This window comes from Thalassotalea sp. SU-HH00458 (assembly GCF_040362795.1).
In the GTDB taxonomy this organism is placed as follows: domain Bacteria; phylum Pseudomonadota; class Gammaproteobacteria; order Enterobacterales; family Alteromonadaceae; genus Thalassotalea_H; species Thalassotalea_H castellviae.
On sequence record NZ_BAABWW010000005.1, the window covers coordinates 61353 to 85329 of the forward strand.

17 protein-coding genes and 1 pseudogene are annotated in these 23977 nt (G+C 37.6%); 7 read left to right on the top strand and 11 right to left on the bottom strand.

The window, feature by feature from the left end; translation table 11 throughout:
- Positions 1 to 105: 105 nt before the first annotated feature.
- Complete coding sequence (locus tag ABXH06_RS09095; RefSeq protein WP_353518035.1) at positions 106 to 1278, bottom strand: DUF547 domain-containing protein; 1173 nt, start codon at positions 1276 to 1278, stop codon at positions 106 to 108.
- A gap of 223 nt (positions 1279 to 1501) precedes the next feature.
- On the bottom strand, positions 1502 to 3247 hold the full coding sequence (locus ABXH06_RS09100) for a DUF885 domain-containing protein (RefSeq protein ID WP_353518036.1): 1746 nt from the start codon (positions 3245 to 3247) through the stop codon (positions 1502 to 1504).
- 142 nt (positions 3248 to 3389) lie between these two features.
- Here ABXH06_RS09100 and ABXH06_RS09105 point away from each other — a divergent pair, with 142 nt between their 5' ends.
- Genes ABXH06_RS09105 through mutM form a run of 3 tightly spaced genes read left to right on the top strand, consistent with a single transcriptional unit; the run spans position 3390 to position 5636 of the window.
- Positions 3390 to 3887, top strand: coding sequence for a hypothetical protein (locus ABXH06_RS09105; RefSeq protein ID WP_353518037.1), 498 nt, complete (start codon positions 3390 to 3392; stop codon positions 3885 to 3887).
- A gap of 11 nt (positions 3888 to 3898) precedes the next feature.
- Complete coding sequence (locus ABXH06_RS09110) at positions 3899 to 4801, top strand: ATP-grasp domain-containing protein (RefSeq protein WP_503012490.1); 903 nt, start codon at positions 3899 to 3901, stop codon at positions 4799 to 4801.
- A 19-nt stretch (positions 4802 to 4820) separates the two neighbouring features.
- Positions 4821 to 5636, top strand: a complete 816-nt coding sequence (mutM, locus tag ABXH06_RS09115; RefSeq protein ID WP_353518039.1) for a bifunctional DNA-formamidopyrimidine glycosylase/DNA-(apurinic or apyrimidinic site) lyase — start codon at positions 4821 to 4823, stop codon at positions 5634 to 5636.
- On the opposite strand, the gene ABXH06_RS09120 is transcribed toward mutM, so the two are convergent.
- The 3 genes from ABXH06_RS09120 to ABXH06_RS09130 form a co-directional block, all read right to left on the bottom strand.
- On the bottom strand, positions 5633 to 7117 hold the full coding sequence (locus ABXH06_RS09120) for a winged helix-turn-helix domain-containing protein (protein ID WP_353518040.1): 1485 nt from the start codon (positions 7115 to 7117) through the stop codon (positions 5633 to 5635). The two genes, mutM and ABXH06_RS09120, sit on opposite strands and share 4 nt — an antisense overlap.
- A gap of 163 nt (positions 7118 to 7280) precedes the next feature.
- On the bottom strand, positions 7281 to 9581 hold the full coding sequence (locus ABXH06_RS09125; protein WP_353518041.1) for a carbohydrate binding family 9 domain-containing protein: 2301 nt from the start codon (positions 9579 to 9581) through the stop codon (positions 7281 to 7283).
- A gap of 137 nt (positions 9582 to 9718) precedes the next feature.
- Positions 9719 to 11443, bottom strand: a complete 1725-nt coding sequence (locus ABXH06_RS09130; RefSeq protein ID WP_353518042.1) for an alpha-amylase family glycosyl hydrolase — start codon at positions 11441 to 11443, stop codon at positions 9719 to 9721.
- Positions 11444 to 11944: 501 nt separating this feature from the next.
- On the opposite strand from ABXH06_RS09130, the pseudogene ABXH06_RS09135 reads away from it, so the two are divergent.
- Positions 11945 to 12181 (top strand): annotated as a pseudogene (locus tag ABXH06_RS09135) (zinc finger domain-containing protein); the annotation flags it as partial.
- A gap of 8 nt (positions 12182 to 12189) precedes the next feature.
- Here ABXH06_RS09135 and ABXH06_RS09140 read toward each other — a convergent pair.
- Together ABXH06_RS09140 and coaD are read right to left on the bottom strand one after the other, a co-directional pair.
- Complete coding sequence (locus tag ABXH06_RS09140; RefSeq protein ID WP_353518043.1) at positions 12190 to 12681, bottom strand: DUF6491 family protein; 492 nt, start codon at positions 12679 to 12681, stop codon at positions 12190 to 12192.
- An 80-nt stretch (positions 12682 to 12761) separates the two neighbouring features.
- A complete protein-coding gene (coaD, locus tag ABXH06_RS09145; RefSeq protein WP_311581695.1) occupies positions 12762 to 13238 on the bottom strand; it encodes a pantetheine-phosphate adenylyltransferase in 477 nt (158 codons plus the stop codon).
- Between the two features lie 185 nt (positions 13239 to 13423).
- On the opposite strand from coaD, the gene ABXH06_RS09150 reads away from it, so the two are divergent.
- The gene (locus ABXH06_RS09150; RefSeq protein WP_311581693.1) at positions 13424 to 14086 is read left to right on the top strand and encodes a TetR/AcrR family transcriptional regulator; all 663 of its coding nucleotides are present in this window, start codon (positions 13424 to 13426) and stop codon (positions 14084 to 14086) included.
- A gap of 57 nt (positions 14087 to 14143) precedes the next feature.
- Here the strand turns inward: ABXH06_RS09150 and ABXH06_RS09155 are convergent, their stop codons facing one another.
- The gene (locus tag ABXH06_RS09155; RefSeq protein WP_353518044.1) at positions 14144 to 14887 is read right to left on the bottom strand and encodes a 3-deoxy-D-manno-octulosonic acid kinase; all 744 of its coding nucleotides are present in this window, start codon (positions 14885 to 14887) and stop codon (positions 14144 to 14146) included.
- Between the two features lie 66 nt (positions 14888 to 14953).
- Between ABXH06_RS09155 and ABXH06_RS09160 the strand changes: the two genes are divergently transcribed.
- Positions 14954 to 16003, top strand: a complete 1050-nt coding sequence (locus ABXH06_RS09160) for a glycosyltransferase family 9 protein (protein WP_353518045.1) — start codon at positions 14954 to 14956, stop codon at positions 16001 to 16003.
- Between the two features lie 86 nt (positions 16004 to 16089).
- The gene (locus ABXH06_RS09165; RefSeq protein WP_311581687.1) at positions 16090 to 17112 is read left to right on the top strand and encodes a LacI family DNA-binding transcriptional regulator; all 1023 of its coding nucleotides are present in this window, start codon (positions 16090 to 16092) and stop codon (positions 17110 to 17112) included.
- Between the two features lie 115 nt (positions 17113 to 17227).
- Here the strand turns inward: ABXH06_RS09165 and ABXH06_RS09170 are convergent, their stop codons facing one another.
- From ABXH06_RS09170 to pulA, 3 genes are all read right to left on the bottom strand, one after another.
- On the bottom strand, positions 17228 to 18718 hold the full coding sequence (locus ABXH06_RS09170; RefSeq protein ID WP_353518046.1) for an MFS transporter: 1491 nt from the start codon (positions 18716 to 18718) through the stop codon (positions 17228 to 17230).
- 84 nt (positions 18719 to 18802) lie between these two features.
- Positions 18803 to 20836 carry a glycoside hydrolase family 97 protein gene (locus tag ABXH06_RS09175; protein ID WP_503012491.1) on the bottom strand — a complete coding sequence of 678 codons (2034 nt, stop codon included), beginning with the start codon at positions 20834 to 20836 and terminating at the stop codon, positions 18803 to 18805.
- 269 nt (positions 20837 to 21105) lie between these two features.
- On the bottom strand, positions 21106 to 23928 hold the full coding sequence (gene pulA / locus ABXH06_RS09180) for a pullulanase-type alpha-1,6-glucosidase (RefSeq protein ID WP_353518047.1): 2823 nt from the start codon (positions 23926 to 23928) through the stop codon (positions 21106 to 21108).
- Positions 23929 to 23977 lie beyond the last annotated feature (49 nt).

Below are 23977 nucleotides of genomic sequence, written 5' to 3' on the forward strand. Positions count from 1 at the left end.
AATAAAAATCTTGTGGTTTTCATAAAGTAGGTTAAGAAAATGGCCATAACAAAGACGATGGGTAGGTATCGCTGTAATGTTATGGCCTAAACTTATTCGGACGTGTTATTTTTCTTGGCTCTCATTCTCTTCTTCGTCAGTGATGGTTACTGTGCCTTTTCTTATCTCTTGCAGTTTCATCATTGTTTTCATTTTTTGAATTTGAGCCTCAGAGAACCTTCCTTTGAGTGGCGAGAAATTTGTGATATTACTGTTCATATAACCGCTATTTGTAAAAGAAACATTTTCTTTTATGCCATCTGGTCCTTTAGCGACAAACGCATCAATCAGTGCTGCTGAGCTTGTTGAAACACTTCCACCATATTTTCTTTCTGTGCCGTATAAGTCGGCAATTTTCCAGTTTGTGGTATTCGTTTTAATTTCGTCGGTGGCAAGAAGTTTGCTTTTATAAGAACGATTTAAATATTTCTTTAAATGGTCTCTTAAGTCTTCATCAAAATCTTTAAAAAAAGCTTTGTTTTGTTCATACAATTTCGACACTCTAAAGGTTTTTGAACCATCACTAAAAGTACCGCGATTAGAGTTAATAAATAAATTCGCATTGCGTTCTAAAATTTTCCATACTCTTTTGCCGGTATAGGGCTCTCTTCTGATATCTGGGCTTGCGATATAACCTTGGTGGAAGCCGTATATTAATAACGGATCATAGCCAAAATTATGAATCACAATTGACTTAATATCATTTAAACTAAGCTTCTCGTTGTCAACCAGTAAGTTTTTTTGATCAAATAATTGCCCTTTCTCAGTGAGTGATTCGAGATTTCTTCGTGGGTATATCAGTAATAATTGCTCAAGCAAAGAAACATTGTATAAATTGAGCCAATAGGCAAGTTGTTCATCTTTAGAGAAAAAATGTAACGGTGAATTGCTAGGTAACGACTCTAAGCTTTTTCTGACATTGGTCATTAACTGAATTTTCTCTGGGGTATCAAAAGCTTCATAATGAAAACGATTGCCTTCTAAATCGGTTAACGCTTTCACTTTGTTTCTAAAACGGGTGCCTATGCTGGCCTTAGATTTTTTCGCTTTTTGTCGAGTTGAATTACCCATATATAAAACAGAGGCTTTTAAGATCGCTTCTACATCGTCATAGATGATGACAAACTCAGAATTATTATCGTATTGGCTAAACTTCTCTAAGGTTTTTTTATCGAGCGCAAGGGCATTTACACTCACTAAAAACATGATGGTTAGCAACAATGTTTTGGTAAAGTTCATAGTAACTTCCTGTATTGACTTTTAAATAGATAAGTAACGGTAACTTATCTTTGAGTCGCTCACAATAGTATAATAATTAATCACACTTGGGGCTTTGTATAATATAGCGTACAAATATTATCGAAAAAACTAATGGCGAATCGATAATATACAATGGGATGACGTGAAATACCTGATGTGACAATAAATCTTCTATTATCCACATCAGGCAGGGCATGACAGGTTATTTCTGTTGTTCGATCCAATCTTTGGTTAACTCTTCTAACAAGGCTAATGGTAAGCTGCCATTTTTGAGCATTTGGTCATGGAATTTACGGATATTAAATTTATCACCTAACTCTTGTTCAGCTAGAGCACGTAATTGTCTGATTTTAATTTCGCCAATTTTGTAAGATAACGCTTGAGCTGGCCAGCTAATGTAGCGGTCAATTTGGCCAATAACATCAGCCATACTTAACGCGGTATTTTCGGCTAAATAATCGATAGCTTGTTGTCGAGACCAACCTTTGGCATGCATACCGGTGTCGACTACTAAGCGACAAGCGCGCCACGCTTCATACGTTAAACGACCAAAATCACTATAAGGGTCTTGATAAAAGCCAATTTCTTTACCTAATCTTTCAGAATATAACCCCCAGCCTTCACCATACGCTGCGTGGTATAGGGTTTTTCTAAATTCTGCCATATCCACTTCTTGCGCAATGGCACTTTGAAAGTGATGGCCAGGCTCTGCTTCATGAAATGTTAATGCTTCTAAGGTATATAGTGGCTGGCTTTTTAAGTCTTTGGTATCTAGAAAGTAAGTGCCCGATGTGGTGCCACTTCCATCAGATGCCACGTAATAAGCTCCGCCATTGGGTGCTGATTTAATATCAAAAGTTTGCTGAGGTAATTTGGAAAACCATTTTGGCAATTGTGCCGCCATTTTACGTGTAATATAGCTGGCCTTTTCGAGTAAATCGCGTTCGGTTGTCGTATAAAATTGTTCGTCAGTTCTTAAAAATTCAATGAAAGCTTTAAAATCACCTTGAAAACCGACTTGCTCAATAATGGTCTGCATTTCTTCGCGGATACGTTTGACTTCATTTAAACCTAATTGATGTATTTCGTCCGCCGTCATGTCTGTGGTGGTATAAAATTCGATTAAATATTTATAATAATCTTTACCGCCAGCCAATTCGCTAATGCCTACTTTGCTGCGACAGTTGGCCATGTATTCTTGAGTGAAAAATTCATAGAATTTTTTGTATTCTGGAATAATCGACTCTTTAATCAATTTCGATCCAGCGGCACGAAAATGTTGTTTATCTTGGGCTGAAAAATTAGCGGGAATATTGGCAAATGGTGCGTAAAAAACACTTTGCTGCACGTCATCAACAATGTGTTGACTAATGCCTTTATGATATTTACTGAATGTTTCACAATAATGCACGTGGCCTACAGAAATAGCTTCTTTTAATGAATCAATATGCTCTTGGTTGTAACGTGGAAAGTCTGCCAAACTAATCAAGTAATTTTGATAATCTTGCTTAGTTAAAAATGACATATTGGCAGGAGCACCGGCGAAGTAACTATCAAATCCTGAGTAGTAGTTTAGCGGGTATAAGTGATCAAGTTGTTGGTAGCTATTGGCTTCAGTTTGACGTTCATATTTAAATAGTCGATAAGTAATTTGGTCTTCACTCGATAAATCATTAACGTTTATTTTTGCTAATCGTTGTAATAACTCATTATTATATTTTTCTCGTCGATCACGGCCAGCTTTTGACATATCAGGCAATTTCCCGTTCATACGAAATGCATCAGGGTCTTTACGGAAAAAAATTTGCTCTTTATTGGCGGTTTGCCAATGTTCATCAATTAATTGTTTAAATTGTTGGCTAGTATTGTTATCACCAGCTTGTACTGAAAAGCTTATTGCAAGCGCTAATAACACACTATACCAAGTGCTTTTAAAGGTGTTGCTCATTGTCATTAACCTATTTAGGGGATTGTTATTGTTGTGGCTATTATACGGTAATTAATGAAAATAATCGCTGCGCTTTGTTAGTTAGTTTCGTATCATGTGTTGTTAATTTGTTGCGTAATTTAGGGTTTGTTAGGTATTTATTATGATTAAGTTTTCTCGTGCCGGATGGAATAACGTTATTATTTTTGCGGTATTGGGCTTTATTTTATTGATCAACGCAACTCATGATAACGTTTTTACATCTGCGGAAAATACTGAGCAACAAGTCCGGCAAGAAACACCCATACTAGGTAATAATGCTGTGGTATTAACGTTAACGATTAATCAGCAAATCAAGATAGAACGCATCGGAAAAACGTGGCGTGCAATTCCAGACAACATCTCTGGGCAAGCACTTGAACAAATGATGATGGCGTGGCAACAGAGTATCGCTACACCCGTTGATGAACCCATCGGAATCGATGAACAATTAGCTTTACTTGTAAGCGTAGAATTGGCGGGACACCCGCAAGCCTTATTATTAAGCTTGCATACAACTGAACATGAGTTACTGATTTTTAATCATCAAACACAACTATGGTCAGTTTTACCACTACAAATTTATGCTCAATTATTACCTACACAAATTTTTGGCAATTAAGGTTGTTTATCATGAAATTATGCGCGGTGTTATCAATGGATACATTAGAGGATTTTGAGGCTTATGATCATTTATTTGAGCCTCATTTATCTGCACTTGGTTGGCACGTTGAGGTGGTTTCATGGCGAGCAAAAAATGTTGATTGGGATAAGTATGATACTGTGATTATTCGAACGCCTTGGGACTATCAAGAAGATGCTGAAGCTTTTCTGCAAGTACTAGAAACTATTGAACAATCTACCGCGCATCTTGAAAATAGTTTAGCTATTGTTCGTTGGAATATTGATAAAATTTACTTAAAAGAACTAGCCGAACGTGGCGTAAATATAGTGCCAACGCTGTGGCGAGATTCATTACAAGCCAATGAGGAAATTACTGAAGACGATTTACATCAGTATTTTTCCGATTTTAGCCAACCACAAATTGTGTTGAAACCACGAATTAGCGCCAATGCCGACAATACTTTTTGGCTAACTAAAGCCAATGCTAAACAGTCACTTGCTGCAATTAATCGTGCTTTTCGTGGTCGTGATTTTATGATCCAACCTTTTATGGAGGCTATCCTAGCTGAAGGAGAATACTCATTGTTCTATTTTAATGGTGAATATAGTCATGCCATTTTAAAAACACCACAACCCGATGATTTTCGTGTACAAGAAGAGCATGGTGGCCGTTTAACCACGATTGAACCTGAACCCGCCTTGGTTGAACATGCGGCGCAATGTCTGAAAGCGATCAGTCAATTATTTACTATGCCACTTTATGCTCGAGTTGATTTTGTTCGTGACCAAACTGGCTTTGCGCTGATGGAAGCAGAACTGATTGAACCGTCCTTATATTTCAATATGGATGAGCAATCACCTCTTCGCTTCGCACAAGCATTTGTGAAACGAATGAATCACCTTGCCTTATAACTAAAAAAGAATGAAATAAATGCCAGAATTACCCGAAGTTGAAGTATGTCGTTTAGGCATTACGCCCCATATTATTCATCAACAAGTGACCGATGTTGTGGTGCGTCATAAACAGTTACGTTGGCCAATTCCTGATGAAGTGCAAAGTTTAGTTGGTAAAAAAGTCTTAGCAATTAAACGTCGTTCTAAATACTTAATGATTGAATTTAGTCATGGCACGTTATTAATTCATTTAGGTATGTCAGGCACTATTCGTGTTATCGATGCTAGTACGCCTGTCGCTAAACATGATCATTTTGATTTAGCGTTTGCCAATAAAAAAGCCTTACGACTCAATGATCCACGACGATTTGGTGCGGTGTTATGGCTTGCGGAACATGTTGATGAACAAGGATTTTTAAGTAAACTAGGGCCCGAACCGTTAAGTGATGACTTTGCTCATGGCTACTTATTTAACAAGGCTAAAAATCGAAAAGTGCCGATAAAAACTTTTATAATGTCGAATCCGGTTGTTGTCGGTGTTGGAAATATTTACGCCAACGAGGCACTATTTAAAGCGGGTATTTTACCCACTGCCTTAGCGGGAAATTTATCTGAAAAACGCCTAAATACCTTAACGGATATCATTAAAAAAGTATTGGCAGATGCTATTGAACAAGGCGGTACAACGTTAAAAGATTTTACGCAAGCAGATGGCCGTCCGGGGTATTTTGCGCAAAAATTACAAGTGTATGGTCGTGCAGGCGAAAAATGTTTTACCTGTCAGGAAACTTTAGAGGAAATTCGCCAATCGAACCGCAGCTCAGTTTTTTGTCCAAGTTGTCAAACGAACTAATATTTAACTAGATTTTCGAATTTGATTTCATACTGCTCTAACATCGAGTATAAAAACTCTAGTTTGATGCTTTCGATACTTTCCTTTGCCTTTGTATAACTTTCTTTGGACTGCTCAATATTTCCTTGCAGAAAAAACACCTCAGCTAAATGAAGTCGTGTGGCGTTTATGCCTATTTGGCTTTGAATAATTTGGTATGCAGACAGCGCATTTGTAAACGCCGCTAAGGATTTGTTAAGTCTTTTTTGTTTAAGATAAACTAAGCCTTGCTCTTCGGCTACACTGGCTTTTAGGAACCAATCTTGGTGTTTATCCGTGATCTTAGCCACTTGTTTATACCATTGTAATGCTTGTTTAAAATCTTGCTTTTTAGCTGAAATTCGCCCTTTAAGTAATTGAATATTCGCTACTTCGAGTGGATCTTCTATCAAGACATTAGAGGATTTATCTAGTAAATCAGCTGCTTTATCTGTTTGATTATTCCACAAGTACAATTTGCTTAAATAGATCATGGCAATAATCGAGTCAGGATTTAATGATAGATAACTTTCAAAAAAACTAATCGAGGTATGCCAGTCTGATTCATAACTAATCATGGCTTCAGCAAATAATGCATCGTTAAACTCATTTATTGGCTTATATTCACTTTTTTGACGTGGTTGATTAATAAAGTCGGCTAACTTTTTTGATAAGGTGACAAGTGCAGCATCTATTGAGGTATCAAGAATAACGCCTTGCTTTACACCATTTACGGCATGAAATTTATAAACCAATTTATAATCAGAGACATAGCCTAATATCTCTGCTTCAACAATTAATGTAGCACCAGATATACTAAATATTTTAGCGACATCATTGGATGAGAACTTTCGTTCCAAACCTGCGGTGTACATTAAATGAGGAATGTAAGTGCCTTGATAAATAAAAATTGAAGCAGGTAAGCCTTTTAGTTTTGCAATCAATTGTTCCATCGCGCCTAAATAAATCCAATCGTTTTCTCCGTAAGGAATACTATTTTTTATTGGTAGCACAAGAATACTTTGATCGAAATTAACGTTGGCAGTGTCTTCGTTTGATAAAAAAAACGTAAATAAGGTTAAACAGATGAATAAAATGGCAGCAACAAAAAATTTCAATATCGGAGGTTTTATTAAACCGTTCAGTTTGTTTGGTTGACTGTGGGTAATAGGTTCTAATTTTGAGGTAAATTGATATCCCTTTCGCGGAAAATTAAGAATAATTTCCGAGTGACCGAATAATTGACGAATTTCCCTAATAGACTGAAAGATAACACCATCATCTACGTTTACATCATCCCAAATACAGTCCAATAGCTCCTGTTTACTGATCGTATCTCCAGCCCTATTAGCCAGATATAGCAGAACTTCTAACGTTTTAGGCCGAATGTTCTGACAGTTGTTATCAGCAGATAACGTACGCGCTTGTACATCTAGAACAAAAGTATCAACGTGGTATTTCATTAAAACGGCATGTGAATAAGATAGTTATATGATGTTATCAAATATTGTTAGTTAGGATCAGTTAAATTAGTTGTTTAATTTCTCATGCTTTTTACACTAAAGTTAATTTCGTCAAAACAAAAAACAAAACCGAACCAAACACATAAATTAACGATAAGTGTTTTTACAAAGTATGACTTAACTTCAAAAAAACACTTTTTTGGTTCGTTGTTAACCCGTTAGCATCATTAGCAATTGCGTTGTTTGACAGTCCTAAGTAAAAAGCCGAAAGCGCATCAAAACGATAAGAGTACACCAGTTGAGACCCTAAGCTTTTACTTTTCTTATCAATATCAAAAGTATAATTACTCGGGTTAAAAACCACATTATTATGAATCAAAGATAATCGCACTTTACTGTCACTGTTAAATTGATAATTAACACGTAAATCGGTTAAGTTTGCGGTGTATAATGCTTCGTTGAACACTTTCATTTTCTCGAAGGTGTGCTCAAGCCTGATATTCATAGCATTATTTACATCCCACTGCACAATTGGCAATAACTGTATTTTATTTCCTTTACGGTTATTTGCATAATCCACAGCATCACTTTTAAGTAATAAGCCACTAATGTAAAAATTAGCCATTGGCCGTATTTCACCATAGATAAAGCTGAAATCGATATCAAACTGGCTGCTATTATCGGCTATATTGGTAATGCTTGGGTCGAAGCGTAAACCCACTTTGGTTTGCTTTCCCATACCTGTACTTATTCTCGATTGCATTACGCCATTAAAGTTTAATTGAATTTCAGCATTGTCACTTATTAATGCATTATCAATATTCGTTTCTTTATCAACACCAAGCCAAAATTCAATTTTATTCCAAGTTGTGGATTCAGGATAATGCACATAACCTGATCTAATTTGACTTTCTTTATTATCAATTTTACTCACAAAGCCTAGGTCGGCACGAAAGTCTTCTCCTTTATGTTTATGATAAGCAGTTAACCACCAATTTCTTTTGGTATGTTTAAATTCTAATTGCCAAGCAACATCTGAAAGCTCTTCATTACTTTTCACGCGTAAACTTGATTCATTAACACATGTAATGCAAACACGGTTCGCAAGTTCATCAGGGTATTGAGTACGTGACGATAATAACTGGGCATCTAAAAACGTACTTTCACTAAAACGAATACGCCCATCAACAGAGAAGACATAATTATGATAATTCTCACTGTCCCTCACCGTATTTGTGACACCTAACGATGAATCATTGCTAAAGTCGTAACGATAGCGTAACGCGGTATTTATGGTTTTTTCATCAATAATTGCTAGGGTTGAATTAAGATTGCCGGGAATTAATAAGCGGGTATTCTCGTCATCACTTGCTAGAGCCGCAAAAGTACTATTACCACTACGTTGGGTATATTTAACGCCTAAATCAGGCGATATAATATTTCGGGTATAAACTAAGTTATATAAACTATCAAAATAGTTATGATTTTCTAGAAAAAACCGTCGTTTTTCTGGTAAGTACAATGAAAAATTATTATTGATATTGAGTGGTGCATTATCTAATTCTATTTGTGAAAAATCAGGGTTAATCGTTGCTGAGAATAAACTGTCAGAACTGATGTTCCAGCTAAAGTCTCCTCCTACTGCAACATTATTTTCACTGTGCCAGTTTTCTTGTGTCGTTAAATTTCTTTGTTTATTTTTACCAACAACAATACTAGGAACAAAAATCATATTACTACTTTGTTTAGCTGCCTTAAAACCTGATATTGGCTGCATTTGGCACAGCGAACAATTATTTTCACGGTCTTGGCTGGCGTTCGAAATTTTATAACTAACCTCTCGCGGATAAAACCGGATAAACTCTGCCGACCAATGTTTAACTCCCGTATCGTCGGCAAAATTAAGTTGGCATAATGGAATAATAAACTCAGCGGTAAAACCTTGCGTTGATACAGCCGTTTTTGCTTGCCAAACTGCGTCCCAGTTGTCGTTAAAACTTTGGGTAATGCCACTTTCTATTGAGTCAATTTGTACTCCTTTCGCATTGACAAAAAAATGATAAGCCAATTTATGTGTATTTAATGTATCGAGTTTAAAACCAACTAAATCATCATTCCAAACTTTATCGCGATCACGTAAGTTAGCTCTTATTTGTTCAGGATGTGGGTCTTGTGCCTTAAAACCCACATATAAATTTTCACCTGACTCATAAATATAGACATCGGTTTGCACGATCGCTTTAGTATTTTCAAAAGGCTCAATAATATAATTAAGCGGAATATGTTGGGCTTTTTGCCAAATCGCTTCATCAAGTTTCCCATCGAGTTGTATCGATTTTTGATAATTCGGAATTGACAGCGGTTGAGTGTTACGAGTTAATTTGGTTAACGTTTTCGCAAATAAGTGAGCATTGAAAAACAAGAGGAATAAATACAATAAAATAGTAAGGTAACGAAATATCATTTGAATAACCTAACGATATTCAACTAACCTCAGAGTTTTATAACATGAAGTTAATTGAATACAATTCGTAAATGCAAGATTCATCAAAATATATTCACCGGTTTAAATATGTAAACAGGTGAATATAAATTCAACAGTTAATGATTAATAGGAGCCAATAAAACAATGTTATAAGGTGAACTAAAGTTAACCTCATTGTTATTAACGGTTATTAATTGGTTGGAATAATAGTCTTTCACTTGGCTGCCATTAGGAAAAACACCATGAACAGGTACAGTTTTTAAACCTTTTTTTACCTCTAAAGCAACGAGTACTTGATCAGCCTTACCATTAACAGTGTGACTTCGACTAAAAACATAAGGTTTATCACTATGTTTTTTATGAGTTCCAGCACCAACAGCAAGGTTATCATGACGGAAGGTGCCTAATTTTTGCCAATGGGTAAGGAGTGCTTGAGTGTCATTCTTTGCTAAATCTTCCCAATTCATAAAAGAACGCCACGTCGCATCCCCAATAGCACCATCAATAGTCAAATTTCTAGCTAATTCGTCACCATAATAAATTTGTACAGCGCCAGGTGATAGCATCAATTTTAATGCTGTTTCATAAGGTGTTTTCCGGGCTTTATCATAAGGCTCAGGGTCATCATGAGAGACAACGTAATTAATTACACCAACGCCGGTAAGTGCACCCTGATTTAATTCTTTTGAGTAAGTACTAAAAATATCTTCCATGGAACCTTCAGCATGCGTGGCAAAGCCCATATTGATTAAGCTATCAAAACCGTAATCAAAAAAATCGACTTGTTTATCACCATAATCATAATTTCTTGTCCCTGCTGGAGTATTCTTAAAACCATTTACGCCAAAATGCATTACTTCGCCAACCATAAAGAATTCTTTATCGTCTACAACTAACTCTGGATTATTTGCTTTCCATTGATTAAAGGCTAATGACGCCTCAGTTTTTAACACCTGCCAAATTTCAGCTTCAACATGTTTAGCGGTATCAACACGAAAGCCATCAATTCCATACTCTCTTACCCAATCGGTTAACCATTTTACGATATAATATTTAGGCGCTCGATTAAGCTTTGTACGTTCGAAAAAATCATCAAGTTCAGCAAGTTCTAGTTCAAGTCGACCTTCAGATTTCCATTTTTCCAATAAAAAAGCAGGTAACTCAACATCGTCTTCTGACTCAGTTAAGATGTCAGGTATGCTCGTCGCTAAAGCACATTTCACATTGTGCTCATAGCTATGCCATTGGCAGGCTGGATCTGTTCTCACCCAATCATTTGGCCAAAGTATATCTGCATTTGTTTCTGGCCCCGTATGATTAATAACAACGTCGGCTAAAACACGAATACCATTAGCATGAGCGGTATAAATCATATTTTTCATCTCGGCTTCTGTGCCAAAATTAGGATCAACATTGGTCCAATCTTTTATCCAATAACCGTGAAATGGGTAACTTCTTCCCCAGTCTTCATCCCAGTAACCGTGAACTTGTTCATTCAGTGGTGTCATCCATAAAACATCAACCCCTAACGCTTTAAAGTAACCATCGTTAATTTTATTCGTTACGCCTGTAATATCCCCACCCATAAAATTTCGCAGCACAGCCGCATCTTGTTTTCGGTCAAAAACTTGATCATTGCTTTTATCACCGTTGGCAAAACGGTCGGTCATCATGAAATAGACAATGGCATTATTCCAAAATGGGTCAAGCCCTTGTTCAGAGAGTACTTTACTGTGATTATTGGTTTGTTTTTCTTCGTTATTGTTTACGCTATCTTTACTGCTGTTGCAGCCAATCAGTAAAATGCAGGCAATAAAAGCCCCTAACAACTGATTTGTCATAGTTTTTCTCCAAAAAGTGAGTTTTAGTTTATAGGTGTCTAACTGTTGCGGTTTTACTAACGCCGCAACATTTCATTAGGACATTTGTTTATTATTTTTTGATTAAACAGATAAGTTTTAGTTATTGAGACTAAATAGGTCAGTAGTAATAGGCGATTTAAAAATCGGTAAGGATGATGGCTAAGCCATGAGCATGATAAATAAAGTGTTAATGACACAAACAAAATATCATAATGATTCGCGGAAATGATCTCAGCGATAAACAGACAAATCAAATTTTTAATGTGCATCAAGCGGCTTCCAAAACATACCCTAAAGTTGAGAATCATTTAGCGATTTTACGTGATAGAAGTGAACTTAAAATTTCTTAAATATTATGAAGTCATTGAAATTGTTTGAAAATAAACCTTAGAGTAATGTTTTAGTCTAACTTAATGGTTAAAAATTAGGGTTGTTTAAAGCAGGGTTTCTACCAACGTAGATAGTAGAAATATTTAAGAAAAACGCCTAAATACCTTAACGGATATCATTAAAAAAGTATTGGCAGATGCTATTGAACAAGGCGGTACAACCTTAAAAGATTTTACGCAAGCAGATGGCCGTCCGGGGTATTTTGCGCAAAAATTACAAGTGTATGGTCGTGCAGGCGAAAAATGTTTTACCTGTCAGGAAACTTTAGAGGAAATTCGCCAATCGAACCGCAGCTTAGTTTTTTGCCCGAGCTGCCAACAAGAGTAGAGCTTTAGTTATTTTGAATTAGTTTCAGTGCTTGTTTGTTCTTGTGTATCCCCACTTTCTTCTTCATCCGTTTGATCTTTTTTCGGATTATCAATTGCACGAATATCGGCAAGTTGCTCTACAGTTAACGGGTAAATAGTTTTAATTCGACACTGAATTTGTGGGGCTTCAACTGTCGAAATAGAATCTGAGCGAGCATTTAATGTAGCCGTGTTTAATCGATTTAAAATAATGGCTTGGGTCCAACGCAAATCTGGACAATAGCCGGCCAATTCAATTAAGAATTTACGTTTATGACTAGAAGATAAAATTATAAATTCATCGGTTAAACTTGACCAAGCTTGAAACCTAAAGCGTGACACCCGTGTTACAGGCTCAATTTTCTGGGTTATCACATATTCATGAAACGCGACATTTTTGGCTTTTTGGATGGCGTTGTTATTCGATGAACAGGCAGTCATGCACAACAATGAGGTAAGTATAACGGTGATTAATTTCATAATTTGCCTATTTTAGTTCACGTGAAAACAGCAATATTACTGTTTTTTATTCATACTTTCGGTGTTGTTTGCCATTTAGCCTAACTATTTTCTGTTAAGGCTTTTTCCACAACGGGATGAACAAATTGGCTCACATCACCTTTATGAAGTGCAACTTCTTTCACTAAAGTTGATGAAATAAATGAATTTTCTTCCGAAGGTGTTAAAAACACACTTTCTAAATCGGGAGATAAGCGACGATTCATGTTCGCTAGTTGAAATTCATATTCAAAATCAGAAACGGCTCTTAGGCCTCGAATCAAAACATTAGCTTGATGAGTTTTTGCAAAATTTACTAATAAACCGCTAAAGCCAACCACAGTAACATTGCTTAAATCTCGGGTCACTTCTTCAAGCATAGCAACACGTTGAGCTAAATCAAAACGTGGTTGTTTGCTTGGGCTGGCGGCAACACTCACCACCACTTCGTCAAATAAGCGACTAGCGCGTTCAATTAAGTCGGCATGACCATTGGTTACAGGATCGAAAGTACCGGGATAAATAGCTTTTACTGTCATGATTTATTCAAAGTTCTTGGCATAATTTTCCCCATTGTAAGGGCTAGGTTAAGTCGATGACAACTAAGTTAGTACAATATTATCTAAATAGAAGTACAAACGTTAAAGTATTTACTCGAAAAAGGCTTTCAATCTAAGGAATTTTGATAGTATGATAGGGAAATCGACTAATTAAGCAGAAGTAAATGAGCATGAAAACCCGTGATAAAATAATTCAAGCCAGTATCGAGTTATTTAACGAGCAAGGTGAGCGAAACGTAACGACCAATCATATTGCGGCCCATTTAAGTATTAGTCCCGGAAATTTGTATTATCATTTTAGAAATAAAGAAGACATAATTCTGTCGATTTATGAAGAATATGCACGTAACTTACTACTGGATACCTTCCCTCAAGTTACACCTGATATGAAGCCGCTCGATACCATTATCTTGTACATGGATGCGGTTTTCCAAGCCCTAATGAAATTCCGTTTCTTTTACGCTAACTTACCGGTATTACTGGCAAAAAATCCATTGTTACATGGTAAATATGTTGAAGTGCAACACACTATTAGTCAGCGTTTAAGTGAAATGTTAGTGTCTCTACGTGAAGCAGATATGATGGATTTTAACGATGATGAACTTCCAGATATCGTGAGTATCTTACGCTTGATCAATACCTTTTGGTTAAGTTTTTATCAAACCCAAAATGAAAATACCGAAATTAACGATTCAGTCTTTTTAGAAGGGGTTTTAAAAATATTAGTTTTGCTTCGCCCTTATATTACCGAGTCAGCCAAAGCTGATTTTTTAGAAGCTCGTACTATGTACCAACAACGTCACAAAGACGCGTTAGTAGCTGCTTAAATACCCCTGTTTTTGAGCTAACAGTGAATGATATTTTTCTGGCTATTTACCCGCTAATTATGTCGATAAATAGCCTTCCAGTAATACTTGCCAATCATTGTCCTGCCAGTGAAACTCAGCTAATTTAGCTTGTTCTTTTTTAAAAGAACGTAACAGACGATCGATATTGGCTTGTTGCCATGTTTTCTCTGGTTGTCGTTGTTCTCCACGATCAAAATCAATCAACCAAACCTTACTGTTTTTATCGAGTAAAATATTATGAGCATTCAAGTCATGATGGTAAATGCCCTGTTGATGAAAAGCTTTTATACAGCGTCCAATGTCATGCCATATTTGAGCATCTATACTATCAACGGATAAGGCTGCGACTAAATCTTGGGCGTTGGCAATGCGAGCGGTTAAAATATCAGCTTGATAACATAAGCCTGATTTTTTGACCCGATAAGCGATTGGCTTAGGTGCCGGTAGATTTAATGATGACAAAGTTTTTAATAAGTTAAATTCAATTGCTGCGCGGGTTTTGTTAAAGCCAGTGAAGAGATAACTGTCATGAATGAATTTACCGATTAAACCACCGCGATAATAATGACGTAGTACCCATTCGTCGTGTAAATGCCTAACAAAATAAGTTGTGCCTCGCCCTTGTGCGGTTCCGGCTATTGCTCCCTGCTGTTGCCAATAATCGGGTGAAAGCATTTCTTCATTGAAACTTTCGATTGAATTTTCATCAAAACAATAAAAATTATTGCCTTGTTGAAAAATTTTCTCCTGACAGGGTTTTACAATTGCCGATGGGTTCAAGATAATGTGCCTATTATTGTGAATTTAACAACCAACTATTGTGGTGATTCTTTTATGCTGGGTCAAATGACAGCGCCAAAAAAAATATGTTTATTGCGACTTTCCGCCATTGGTGACGTTTGTCATGCCGTGGCTATGGTACAACAAATTCAAGCTCAATACCCAGCGAGCAAAATTACTTGGGTGATCGGTAAAATTGAGGCGTTATTATTAAAGGATTTACCTGGTGTCGAGTTTGTCATATTTGATAAAAGAGCGGGTTTGCAAGGGTATTTAGATTTATATCGTACCTTAAAAGGACGAAAATTTGATGTATTGTTACATATGCAAGTGGCATTGAGAGCAAGCATCGCGAGCTTATGCATTTCGGCAAAAGTAAAAATTGGTTTTGATCGGGTACGGGCTAAAGAAGGGCAATGGTTGTTTACTAATCACAAGATATTGCCGCAAAAAAATCCACACGTATTAGATGGTTTTTTAGGATTCGCACAAGCTTTAGGCGTTACACCTCAATCGCCTTCATGGCAGATACCCATTTCCGATGAAGATCAGCTATGGGCAAGTGAAGCGATATCATCGACTAAACCCATTGCGGTTATTTCGCCAGCTGCCAGCAAAGCAGAACGTAATTGGCACAGTGAAGGCTATGTAAAAATTGCTGACCATCTTATTGAGCGTGGTTTTGATGTGGTGATCTGTGGCGGTCCTACGCTGGCCGAAACATTATTAGCTGAAGAAATTTGCGCTTTAAGTGAACATTCATTAAAGAATTTAGTGGGTAAAACCACGCTTAAGCAATTGCTTGCTGTTTTAAAGCTTGCTCACCTAGTCATTGCGCCAGATACTGGTCCTGCACATATGGCCGTAACAGTAGGGACACCTGTTATCGGTTTATACGCACACTCTAATCCGCATCGTACAGGTCCTTATTTATACCAAGATTATGTTGTAAGTTGTTACCAAAGTTCGGTGCAACAACAATACAAAACATCTTTAGCTCAACTACCTTGGGGAATAAGAGCAAAAGGTCAGGGGTTAATGAATGCTATTACAGTGGGTCAGGTGAAAGATAAGCTAAAACAACTAATCGCTAATCATTACCCTGAATTACAATAGCTTAGTTATACATGGCTTGAAAATAGACTATGTACTTAAATTAATCTGTCAGGTAATATATTTTTAGTATTAATTAAAGAGCTTATTTGATGTCTAAAGCCACATCATTTGATATTGCCTTTCGGGCTGGCGTGTCACAATCAACTGTTTCACGAGCACTTCGCAATAGTCCGTTAGTGAATGAAGAAACACGCTTAAAAGTTCAAGCGATAGCTCATGAGCTTAATTATAAAGTGGATAAAAATGCCAGTAGTCTTCGTACGCAACAAAGCGATACTATTGCCTTATTACTTTTTGAAGACCCAACCAATGATGATTCATTAATCAATCCTTTCTTTTTGTCTATGTTAGGTAGTATTACTCGCGCTTGTGCACAAAAAGGATATGACCTGTTAGTGTCCTTTCAACAACTAAGTGATGATTGGCATGCGGATTTTGAAGACAGTAAAAAAGCCGACGGTTTAATTTTATTGGGATATGGCGACTTTGTAGATTATCAAGATACCTTGACTAAATTAAGTGAACAACACACGCATTTTGTTCGTTGGGGGGCTGATGTTGCCGATGAAAAAATTGTTTCTGTTGGTTGTGACAATTTGCATGGCGGCTATCAAATGACAGAACACCTTATTAAAAAGGGGCGAAAAAATGTTGCCTTTTTGGGTGATGCCTCAACGCATGCCCCTGAGTTTTTAGAGCGTTACAATGGTTATTGCAATGCCTTAACGGATCATAAACTTTCAGTCTTAAGTGAGTTGCAAGTCGATGCGATCTCAATTGAAGAGTCTGGTTATCAAGCCGCTTGTCAGTTAATTGAGAAAAACTTGTCATTTGACGCCATATTTGGTGCCAGTGACTTAATCGCTATTGGTGCAATGCGAGCCTTGCAAGAGCATGGTATTAAAGTGCCAGAGCAAGTTGCTGTGGTTGGTTTTGATGATATTGCCGTGGCAAGCTATACCATTCCAGCATTAACCACGGCAAAACAAGATACAACACTGGCGGGTGAGGTGTTAGTCGATAATTTAATCGCCTTAATCCATGGCGAAAACCCTACAACAACATTAATGCCGACTAAACTTATGGTGCGTAACTCTTGCGGTAGTTAATGGTTAATGGTTAAAGGTTGGTAATTGTATCGTTAGAAGCGTGTATAGAATCAATGTGAAAAGCCCTATAACAAACGTTATAGGGCTTTTTTAATGACTAAGATCAATGGCTTGTTTAAGCTACAACCGCATTATCTTGTGAAGTAGGAGTTATGGTACTTACACCATCTTTCACAAAATACACTGCTATCGCGGCTAATATCATTGAAGCACCTGCCATCATTAATATGTATATTGCTTGATTATCAAAGAGTGCGGTTAAGATCCAACCTGCAAAAACACCTGAGACAATTTGTGGAGCGGCAATGGTAAAGTTGAATATTCCCATGTAAACGCCGGTTTGTTTTATCGGAATGCTGCCGGCTAAAATCGCATATGGCATGGCTAATATAGCGGCCCAAGCAATGCCTACCCCGATCATTGGAATAAATAATGAGACGGCACCTTGTGGGACTTCTATTTGGGTGATGTATAAATTGACCGTTGTCAGTGAAGCGTCATGTAAGAAGAAAATACTTAAATACCCTAACCCACCGGCAATTAACGAGAGTGAATAAGTCAGTTTACGACCAATTTTATTCGCGATTTTTGCTAAAAAGATGGAAAAGATAGCGGCAAAAAGAGAGTAGGCAGCAAAAATAATACCTACCCAGTCCCCAGCGGTTCCTTTGGCGGCAGCGATATGAGCCGGCACTTCTGAAACACTAGCTAAATAATCAGGATTAAACCATTTAGCTTCTACGCCCCAGATATGCTGTGTGATAGCTGGCATGGTATAAACCCACATGATAAATAAGGCAAACCATGAAAAGAACTGTACGATAGCAAGTTGCTTCATCGTTTTTGGCATCGATTTCATCAAACCGAAAAAATCACTTAATTTGCTCAACAGAGAACGTTGTTGTTTTGCGACTTCTAATGGTGCTAAACCGAATTCTCCTGGAGCATACTCTTTGGTTCGAATCACTGTCCATAAAACCGAGCCAAACATCACACTAGCACCAAGGTAAAACGCCCAAATTACCGAAGGGGCAACTTCACCTGTTGGGGCGGTATTATCTAAGCCAATAACATTGGTCAATACGAAAGGTAAAATTGAACCACAAACAGCACCAATATTAATCAAGAATGATTGAATAGAATACCCGAGCGTGCGTTGTTCATCAGGAACCATGTCTGATACCAAAGCACGAAATGGTTGGAATGCTACATTAAAAGAAGCATCCATCACCGCTAACATCATTGCACCAAAAAATAACGGAGTGATAAAGCTGGCAATAGTGGCAGAATTTGGCATTAGTAACATACCAATAGCCGCTGCAACGCCTCCAATTAATATATAAGGGCTACGACGACCAATACCATTCCAGGTTCTGTCTGACGCTGAGCCAACAATCGGCTGAATTATTAACCCCATAATGGGGGCGACTAACCAAAATAATGAAAGGGAATGTAAGTCAGCACCTAAATCTGAAAGGATCCTACTGGCATTGGCATTTTGTAAAGCAAAACCAAACTGTACGCCTAAAAAGCCAAAGCTAATATTCCATATTTGCCAAAAACTGAGTTTGGGTTTGTGTTGTGTTGGTATGGCTGTTGTCGTCATTATTATACCTTCTACCTATCTTCGTCTATAAAGCGGTATTGCATACGATTTGGTTAATTCAATACCGCTACTAAGTTATTTACATTAAAGTGCTTTAAATCTGATAGCAACGCCACCGCTAGTCGCTAAAGGAATCGTTAGCGTATCAGATGCGGTCACATTTTTTTGCTCAATAATCATGTCGTATGGATTATCGATCCAGTTTGCCTTTTCACCATCTCGATAAATTTGTGCTTGATAACGTTTAGATTTATCTAAAAAAGTTAAAGGTAATTCAATATCGCGAGCCTCTTCGTTGGTTAATGCGCCTAAAAACCAATCGTTTCCATCACGTTCTTGACGAGCAAATGCTACATATTTGCCCACTTCACCGGCAATGGCTTTACTCTCTTGCCAGTCCGTTGGTACGTCAAGAATAAATTGAAAAGCAGGTAAGTTCGCTTCATAGTTTCGCGGTAAATCTGACGCCATTTGAATCGGACTATAGATGACCACATACAGGGCAAGCTGTTTAGCAAGCGTGGTTTGTGGTCGATCGGTGTCGGCTCCTAACCCTTTAAAGCCCATATCAAAAGTACCAGGGGTAAAATCCATCGGACCTGAAAGCATGCGAGTAAAAGGTAGGATTGTAGTATGTTCCGGTGTATTTGGCGGTGATCCCCAAGCATTATATTCTTGACCACGTGCGCCTTCACGGGAAATCCAGTTTGGATAGGTACGACGTAAGCCGGTATCTTTGATTGGCTCATGCGTGTTAATGCTGATGTTATACTTGGCTGCTAGGGTAATATTATGTAAATACTCATTCACCATAAATTGGCCGTCATGCCATTCATATCGAACAATACCCTGCTCATCGATGCGTTTAATTTTGCCACCGTCAGCGACGTACCCTGTTTTTACTTGGCGAACACCGTGTTTTTTATACAAAGCGAAGGCATCATCCATTTGTTGACGGTAATTAGTAACATTACCTGAAGTTTCATGATGACCAATTAAACGAACGCCTTTAGCTAAACCGTGCTCTGTGATTGATTTGATATCAAAATCATCATAAGCCTTTGAAAAGTTGAAAACATCGCCGTTATTATACCAGTCACCATCCCAACCAATATTCCAACCTTCAACTAATACACCATCAAAGCCATATTTTGCGGCAAAATCCATGTAACGTTTAGTTTCACTTGTGGTTGCGCCGTGTTTGTCACCGCTGCCCCAAGTGTTTTCAGCAATGTGCATGCCCCACCATATGCCGACATATTTTCCTGGTTCAATCCATGATGTATCTGCTAATTTACTTGGCTCATTTAAATTTAAGATAAGATTTGAGTTTAATAATCCTACTGCATTTTCACTGATTTGAATGGTTCGCCAAGGCGTGGTGAAGTTTGCTTTTTTCTTCACTAAAATACCATCAGACCAAGGGGTTAAATCTGCTTTTAATACTCCGCCTCGCATTTGTTGTAACGTCATACCTGCGTAATCAACCAATGCTGCTTCATGAATACTAATATGAGTGCCGTTATCTAATTTAAAGGTAAACGGGGTATGAACACGATCAATTTCCGTAAATTTGGTGGTTTGATATAAATATTCATAACGATTCCAACCGCGTGATGGTATCCACCATGCCGTAGATTTTTCAGCTTCTTCAATGGCAAATTCTGTCATTTCGTTGGTGATTTCAATATCACCAGCTAAACCTGCTTGTTTAGGCACTTCATATCGAAAACCTACGCCATCGTTAAACACTTTAAAGCGAACGTTAAAGGTATTGGCACTGTTTCGTTGCGTAGTAAAAGTAACGAGTAGTTCATTATGGTTATCTCGAATATTTTTTCGTTCTCCCCAAGGTTGTTGCCAAGTAGTATCACTGCTTGCCGTTGATGAAGACTTAATAGTGAAGCCATCACCCAGTTCGGCTGCTTTTTTAAAGCGTAAACCTAATCGTGACGTGTCTATTGCTGTTTCATTGTTTAAATCGACTCGGTAATTCGGTATAGCATCGTCATTTACGGTGAGTACTAATTTTCCGTTAGGTGAACTTACTTTTAATGTCTGCGCCAATAACACAGGGGACATTAAGCAGGTGGTTAAAATCAACAGTATTTTATTCATTTTAATTCTCTAAGGTTTTTATCTGTTTCACAGCATAAAAGTAGCGGCCGTTAATTACAGCTACTTGCATACGTATTCAGCACAGACATTACTCATTTTAAGTGAATTTTTACTGTTTAATGCCATTGAGAGATTAAAATGTCCCTTCAATCTCACTTTAGTTTATATGACGTTTAAATCACAGTGAGCATTTGTCTGTTCGTATGTGGCATAAGCTGGAGCATGATTTACTTTTTATTCATAAGTAAATCATGCTTTTGCTGGTTAAGTTATGGGTGATATTCTGTAAAAATGCTAGTGGTAAGTGCTGGAATGGTAAACGTTCCTTGCTTATTTATACTTTGTTTTACACGACTATCAACTCCTTTTGCTAGAACTGGATGTAATTGATATTTGTTGAACTCAGGCAAGGTAAATGACATTGCTTCAGCTGAAGTATTAAAAATAACCAGTTGTGATGGCACTTGTTGATGCCCTTTAATCGACATAATAATTAAGCCGATTTGTTGATCTTTTCCAGTATTATGAAAGCGCACTTTTTCTATAATGTCTTCGGCAGTCGTCAATCGGTATAAAGGTGAAGACATTCGAATGTTAATCAATTCAAGAAAAGCGTCTGAACTAAATGCGATATCTGCAGGACTGACCATATCTCGCCCTTCATTTCTTTTTAACACTTCGGTAATGATTTGCCAATTCGCTTGATCTTTTTCCGCAGGCGGTAATCCAATATCATAATTGTTGGATTGCTTACTAAAATCGACGCGATTATACCAATCTCCATAATCATATGAATCTCGTAGAAAGCCTTTCGAGCGAAGTAATTCAGAGCCCATATGAATAAAAGGAATGCCTTGGGCGAATACGGCAAATGCTAAACTTTGCAGCTGCATTCTTACTCTGTCATGAGTTGAAACATCATAAGCAATACGATATTGATTATTATCCCATAAGGTTTGGTTATCATGTTTTGAGACATAATTAATCGTGTCAGCCGGATCAAGGGCATAACCTGAAGATTGATCGCCATAACGAATCTCTTTTCCTAAGGTGATTGCGCCGTTGAAGGTCTGTAATGGATAGTTGATTAAGTTGCCGGCCAAACCAATGCGTAATTGATCTGCCATAATCTTGTAATTATTGATGCTTTCGGTGATGTTCGAGCTGTTTAATTCATTTGGGATGGTCGCTAAACCATTGCCAATGCCTTGATCTTTTCTAAGGTCTGCACCTTGAGCTGTAAATGCCCCGCCGCGAACATCGTCTCTTAGTCTGTCGGTGAAAGTGCCAATTTCTGTACCGCTAAGCTCTAGTTGACTCGCTTGAATAAAGCGTTGATTGTTGGCCACTTCACCAAAATTCCAACCTTCCCCGTAAAAATAATTATCAGGATCAATTGCTTGTACCGCCTCTCTGGCTTTTAACATCGCCGATTTAGGTTGATGTGCCATTAAGTCAAAACGGAAACCGTCAATTTTGTAATCTCTTGCCCAAACGACTAATGAATCGATCATGAGTTTTTCCATCATGGCGCGTTCTGTCGCGGTATTATCACAACAAGTTGATTGCGCTATTGCACCATTGATTGGGTCAAGGCGGTGATAATAGTTTGGCACTATTTTGTCTAAAATCGCAGTTGGCTCTAAGCCTGCTTGGTGAGTATGGTTGTAAACAACATCCATAATGACACGAAAACCGAGGTTATGAAGCTGCAAAACCATAGATCTAAACTCTAGTATTCTGGCACTGCCTTCGGGATTTATAGCATAACTGCCTTCAGGCACTGTGTAATGAAATGGATCATAGCCCCAGTTATAATTATCAACAGCTTTAATTGCGGTGACTACCGCTTGTCGACTACCGTCAATTTTAGGCAATTTCGTTAGATATTCACCAATAGACATATCAGCATCAATGGTTTCATCGCACAATAATTCAGACTTTGTAGCTTGGCATACTTTACTGATAGGGTCAGTAAGATCAATTACTTGCTCACTATTTTCATTGACAGTACCAATGTCAAAAGTAGGTAACAGATGAATACTATTAATACCTGCGGCTTTTAGCGCTTTTAAATGTTTGATGCCATCGCTGTTTGGCTCGGTGAATGCTAAGTATTTACCGCGATTTAGTGGTTGTGAAATCGAATTGTCGTGGGCACTGAAATCTCGGATATGGGTTTCGTAAAATATATTATCTTCAGGGTTTGCTACAGGATTGTCTTGTTGTTCAAACCAACCTTCAGGCAGGGTGGTTTTTTGGTTTAGGTCGATAATATGTGAATACTCACTATTTGTCGAGAGGCTCAAAGAGTAAGGGTCGGTCACGGTAAGTAATTCAGTTTTTTGGCTAGCAGGGTGATAAACTTCAACTTCATAACGATAGTATTTGTCGTTAAAATGCGTATCAACTTGTGTGTACCAAATACCGGTTTGAGTATCTTCTTTTAAGGTAACACTCGCTGGTGTTGCTGGAGATTTATCTTGGTTAAATAGTTTTACTTTCACCGATAATGCGGTAGGTGCCCATAATTTAAATTGCACAGCATTTTCAAGGATAGTCGCGCCCAAGTCGGCAATTTCGTTGGCATCATTTTCACCGGCGGTGTATAGCTCATCAATAACATTAGCCGTTTGAACATAAGCACCTTTGATCGCTTTATTTTGTTGATTTGCTTCAACAACCATTAACGGTTTTTTTAACCATAACTTTGTTTCTTTAGTTGGTAAATTAACACTAAAGGCTTGAAAATCTTTTATATGAGGAAATTTTACTGATAACTGTTCAGGTAACGATGTTTGGGTAAGATCGACAGACAATAGCGCATCATTGACAGGCTTATCTAGATTATTATCTTGTGAGCTACTTATCGGCAAACTAACTAATCTGTAGTGATGGTTTTGCTGGCTTTTGGGTAATAATATTACGTGAGGTGTTAACCAATGCGCTGAAAAGTCCGTTTGGATCTTATTAAGCGTCACCAATGAAAACTGATTTTTTGAGATTGAATTCGTTGGCTGCTCTGTGATTGGTTTATCGCAAGCGCTCAATAATAAAGTGGTTGTTAAGAGTGCTACATGTAAGCTACGCATATTATTCCCTGATCATTTTAATTTTTATTTTCTCTTATTAATTTACCGT